This is a genomic window from Streptomyces sp. NPDC050423, from assembly GCF_040655445.1.
GTDB lineage: Bacteria > Actinomycetota > Actinomycetes > Streptomycetales > Streptomycetaceae > Streptomyces.
The window spans coordinates 1-2,696 of sequence record NZ_JBFAJY010000093.1 but is presented as its reverse complement, the minus strand read 5'-3'; the positions used below and the strand labels follow the sequence as shown (position 1 = coordinate 2,696).

Annotated in this window: 3 protein-coding genes and 2 pseudogenes; 4 read left to right on the top strand and 1 reads right to left on the bottom strand. The window is 69.4% G+C overall.

Features of this window, described 5'->3' with window-relative positions:
* Positions 1-200: 200 nt before the first annotated feature.
* From AB0I52_RS32765 to AB0I52_RS32750, 4 genes and pseudogenes are all read left to right on the top strand, one after another.
* Positions 201-386 (top strand): annotated as a pseudogene (locus tag AB0I52_RS32765) (recombinase family protein); the annotation flags it as partial.
* Positions 387-798: 412 nt separating this feature from the next.
* On the top strand, positions 799-1,584 hold the full coding sequence (locus AB0I52_RS32760) for a hypothetical protein (protein ID WP_363078806.1): 786 nt from the start codon (positions 799-801) through the stop codon (positions 1,582-1,584).
* Between the two features lie 39 nt (positions 1,585-1,623).
* Positions 1,624-2,016, top strand: coding sequence for an AraC family transcriptional regulator (locus AB0I52_RS32755; protein WP_363078804.1), 393 nt, complete (start codon positions 1,624-1,626; stop codon positions 2,014-2,016).
* 80 nt (positions 2,017-2,096) lie between these two features.
* Complete coding sequence (locus AB0I52_RS32750) at positions 2,097-2,510, top strand: VOC family protein (RefSeq protein WP_363078802.1); 414 nt, start codon at positions 2,097-2,099, stop codon at positions 2,508-2,510.
* Here AB0I52_RS32750 and AB0I52_RS32745 read toward each other — a convergent pair.
* Positions 2,507-2,696, bottom strand: a pseudogene (locus AB0I52_RS32745) (hypothetical protein); the annotation flags it as partial. The gene AB0I52_RS32750 and the pseudogene AB0I52_RS32745 overlap by 4 nt on opposite strands.

Here is a 2,696-nt window from a genome sequence, read left to right as displayed (position 1 = left end):
TGGGGGACCAGGTGGAGGCGCGACTCGCCGTGGTCGATCAGAAGCCGGGATGAGCCCTTGCGTACCCGCCGGGATGAGCCCTTGCGTACCCGCCGAGCTGACGCCGACCGTGCCGCCAGAGTCTCGCCCGGGGTGCTGATGAGGGCCCGGCGTCGCGCCGACCGCCCTTACTTCGGCACTCCGACCCAACGAAGAAGACGATGCGGGTCGAACTCCTCGTCGCCGAGCCGCTGGTGCGCACCGAGATCAAGATCGGGTACGCGCGGGTGTCGAGCGGCGGGCAGAAGCTCGACCGGCAGATCGATGCCCTCACCGCCGCCGGGTGCCGGAAGATCTTCGCGGACAAGAAGTCCGGCAAGAGCGCGCTCCGCCCGGAGTTGAAGGCATGGGAACTGCGCACCGTGCCGGCAACCGGCCAACCTCAGGGCCATGTGCCAGGGATGCCGGCTGCACGACCAGGACCACCACGCCCGTACCCGGGCCCAGGCCCGTCGTACCGCACTCGAAACCGGCGGGCAGCTGACGTTCGAGCTGTAGGCGAACGCGGCAAGATCAAGTGCCTGGCGATATCGGCCGTTCCGCCGGACCCCAAGGCCGGTCACGTGGGGGACGGCCGGGCCCGCTCCCGGCCCCGGAGGGTTTCCATGATCACCCTGCCCGGAACGCCCGGCCGGCCCGCTGGTAATCTGCCGCTCCGCCGCTCCGCCGGTCGGTGACGGCCAGGTCGAGCGGGTCCTCAGCCCTTCAGGCAGAACGCGCAACGAGGTACGAATGAAGACAGGCAGCAGAACCGGGGCCGTGACCGTACTCGCGGGGGCCCTCGTCCTCTCGGCGTTCACGGCTCCGACGGCGCAGGCCGCCGGCACCGGGATCACGGTGACGGGGATCGTCGTGAACGGCGGCAAGCCCGTCGTCGTGGGAACGTCGGACGTGAAGGAACCGCGGATCACCTTCCGGGTCCACCTCCCCGCCGGGTACAGCACGGCCGATTTCAGCGCGTGGGACGCGGATCCGTACCTCTACCACGGCACCACCGCCGCGAAGGGGGCGCAGAGCGGCAGCCTCCAGGCGGGCTACACCTGCTACGAGACGGCCGCCCGGACCTCGGACTGCGAAGGCGCGCTGTACATCGATCCGCGCTACCGCCTGGACTCGAACAACGACGCGACGACCTGGAAGATCGGCGTCGCGACGAAGCTCTGGAAGCCCAACGGGCAGCTCAGGACGGAGCAGTACACGACCGCTCCCGGCGGTGTGCAGATCAGGCGGTGGGCCAAGGCGACGGTCAACGCCTCGCCGGAGCCGGTGAAGAAGGGCGGGACGCTCACCGTGACGGGCAGCCTCAAGCGCGCGGACTGGGTGAAGCACAGGTACACCGGCGTCGCCGCCGCGACGGTCAAGCTCCAGTTCCGCAAGAAGGGCGGCTCCGCCTACGCCACGGTCAAGACGGTGAAGTCGAGCTCCACGGGCGCGCTGAGGACCACCGTCAAGGCATCCGTCGACGGATACTGGCGCTGGAGTTTCGGCGGCTGGTCCACCACCGGCGCCGCCACCTCCGCCGTCGACTTCGTCGACGTGCGCTGAGTTGAACCGCCGGGCGGGGCGGCGTGGTGTGATGGCGGTGTGAGCCGCGCCGCAGAGGAGTCGAACCGCCGGATGCTCCGGGCCCGGGACGCGATGGACCGCGCCTACGCGCAACCGCTGGACGTAGCCGACCTGGCCCGGATCGCCCATGTCTCCCCGGCGCACTTCTCGCGCACCTTCCGTGCCACGTTCGGCGAAACGCCCCACCGCTACCTGCAACGCCGCCGGGTGGAGCGCGCGATGTTCCTGCTGCGGGAGACCGACCGCAGCGTGACGGACATCTGCTTCGAGGTCGGCTTCGGCAGCACGGGCACCTTCAGCCGTACCTTCAGCGACATCGTCGGCCGCTCACCGAGGACGTACCGCAAGGAATCCGTACCCACGGGCGTCCCCACGTGCTTCACGATGGCGTGGACGCGGCCGAGCGACTGAGCGGCGCTGCGACGGAGCGACGGAGCGACTGAGCAGTTCTGGATAAGTTTTCCCGCGGCCCGCCCACTAGCGTTGAGCACATGTTCACAGCGATCACGCACTCGCAGATCTACGTCCTCGACCAGGACCAGGCCCTCGACTTCTACGTCGGCAAGCTCGGCCTGGAGGTCGCCGCCGATGTCGACATGGGCTTCATGCGCTGGCTCGCCGTCAGCGTCCCCGGCCACCCGGAGCGCCAGATCCTGCTGGAGCGGCCGGGCGCCCCCGCCATGTCGGAGGAGACGGCGGAGCAGGTACGCGAACTGGTGACCAAGGGTGCGATGGGCGGCTGGCTCATCCTCACCACGGACGACTGCCGCAAGACGTACGAGACGCTGCTCGCCCAGGGCGTCGAGTTCACCGAGGAGCCCACCGACCGTGAGTACGGAATCGACTGCGGCTTCCGCGACCCGTTCGGCAACCGCCTCCGCTTCACCCAGCTGAAGACCGGCTAGCGCCCGTCCGGAGCCGTGATCACGTGCTGGGGGAAGAGAGTGGGCGCGATCGCGCGGGAGGCTGGTAGCTTGCAGTCGACCGCGACACCGTCCGAGGAGGTGAGACCCATGAACGCTGTATCGATGTGGGTGCTCCCCCTTGCTGTCACGGTCGGGCGATTGACGTAGGTGTCGCCGGGAGCGCCT